Origin of the sequence: Aequorivita sp. KMM 9714 (assembly GCF_011065475.1) — a bacterium.
In the GTDB taxonomy this organism is placed as follows: domain Bacteria; phylum Bacteroidota; class Bacteroidia; order Flavobacteriales; family Flavobacteriaceae; genus Aequorivita; species Aequorivita sinensis.
The window spans coordinates 1-2,432 of record NZ_JAAGRO010000019.1; the positions used below are offsets into that span (position 1 = coordinate 1).

The 2,432-nt window shown below is 38.7% G+C and carries 1 protein-coding gene; it reads right to left on the reverse strand.

The window, feature by feature from the left end:
- A partial coding sequence (locus tag G3A46_RS13995; protein WP_165150758.1) for a DUF11 domain-containing protein occupies nt 1-2,432 on the reverse strand: 2,432 nt, incomplete at both ends.

A 2,432-nucleotide genomic window follows, 5' to 3' on the forward strand; every position in this document is an offset into this window, starting at 1 on the left:
CCTGTGTGATGGTATAGCTTGCTGTAAATGTAGTAGTGTCCTCTTGACCTGGATCCAATGTGATTGGACCTCCTGATACGGTAACACCACCTACTAAATCACTTACCATAACATCGGTTAGGGTAACGTTTCCAGTGTTCTTAACAGAGAAGCTATAGGTAATAATATCACCTGCCTCTAGTGTTGAACATCCTGTGGTTGGATCTACTTCAACATCTGAAGTTTTAATAAGCGCAATACTTGCATCAGTACAAATAGTTACAACCGTTGGGTTGTTGCCTGTATAGCTTGAGTTATCTGATTCATCATCCACTTGGGTGTTGCTAGGCGTTGTACCAACTACCTTAGCTGTGTTCTCAAACTCACCTGCATTAATATCTGCCTGTGTGATGGTATAGCTTGCTGTAAATGTAGTAGTGTCCTCTTGACCTGGATCCAATGTGATTGGACCTCCTGATACGGTAACACCACCTACTAAATCACTTACCATAACATCGGTTAGGGTAACATTTCCAGTATTCTTAACAGAGAAGCTATAGGTAATAATATCACCTGCCTCTAATGTTGAACATTCTGTAGTCGGATCTACTTCAACATCTGAAGTTTTAATAAGTGCAATACTTGCATCAGTACAGATTAATACTGTAACTGTATTACTTGTAGCAGTATCTACAGGTCCTAAAGCAGAATTACCGTTTACAGTAGCGGTATTCACTATCGACCCTGCATCTATATTATCTTGGTCTACTGCATATGTAGCTTTAAAGGTCCAAACTTCACCGACATTTAATATGCCATCATTATTTATATCTCCAGATACTAAATTAATAGTAACTATTGGGTTTGGAGATTCAAATAATGGGTCTGTAATAACAACATCTTCAATATCTACATCTCCTTCATTTGTTACAACAAACTCATAGTCAATGGTATCTCCAACATTAAAGTTGATACAATCTGTCGTTGCGCTGCTAGTCGATTTAACGATAGACATTTCAGCATTTTGACAAAGGTTTACGGTTTCCGTATCTGAACCTGAAACCGGAAATGGAGTTGATGCTTCAGCCTCACCGGTAACATTTGCTGTATTAACAACTTGCCCATTTATAATATCTTGCGCAGTAACAACATAAGAACCTGTAAACTCCCAAATCTCAGAAACATCGAGCTTGCCGTCATTATTAGTGTCACCCGTTGGACCAGAAATTGTAGGAATCATCACATCCGTTACTACAACATTACTAATTGGTGTAGTTCCATTATTAGTAACTTTAAAAGTGTATGATATGCTCTCACCAGCAGCTAGTGGAGTACATCCTTGTGTATTATTCGGACTTGCTATTTTTTCAATGTTAATACCACAGTCGTTTATTGTTAAGACAACCGGTGTTCTATTTGGGCTAATACAAGTATTATCAAAATCATTAACAGCTTCCGCCCAGAATGTTTTACTACCAATGGCGCTCCAAATTGGATTTACTGCACTACCTCCAATTTCTTGATCATACCAAATTACCGATTCATTAGGACCTACAGATATAACAGTATTTGCATCTAAAACTTGAATTGGATCTTCACTACATTGTGAAATATCACCACTACTTACAGGTGCGTTTGGTGCATTTGGTACATCATTAATCGTTACTGATAAAGCTGTAGAAACACACGTAGGATCTGAAGTATTTCGAGCCGTTACACTATAAGTGCCAGAGGTTAAGTTAATAAAGTCTACTGAAGCCTGATAGTTCGTGCCATCAATACTGTATTCAAATCCTGAACCTAATGGTGAGGTAATTGAAATTTTACCTGAAGGTACTGCACACGTTGGTTGAACTACATCAGCAGTTGGTGTAGCTGGTGCATTTGGTACATCGTTTATCGTTACAGATAAAGCTGTAGAAACACACGTAGGATCTGAAGTATTTCGAGCCGTTACACTATAAGTACCAGCGATTAAGTTAATAAAGTCTACTGAAGCCTGATAGTTCGTGCCATCAATACTGTATTCAAATCCTGCACCTAGTGGAGCTGTAATTGAAATTTTACCTGTTGGTACCGCACACGTTGGTTGAACTACATCAGCAGTTGGTGTAGCTGGTGCATTTGGTACATCATTAATCGTTACAGATAAAGCTGTAGAAACACACGTAGGATCTGAAGTATTTCGAGCCGTTACACTATAAGTACCAGCGGTTAAGTTAATAAAGTCTACTGAAGCCTGATAGTTCGTGCCATCAATACTGTATTCAAATCCTGCACCTAATGGTGAAGTAATTGAAATTTTACCGCTAGGTGTTTCACACGTTGGTTGAACTACATCAGCAGTTGGTGTAGCTGGTGCATTTGGTACATCATTAATCGTTACAGATAAAGCTGTAGAAACACACGTAGGATCTGAAGTATTTCGAGCCGTTACACTATAAGTACCAGCG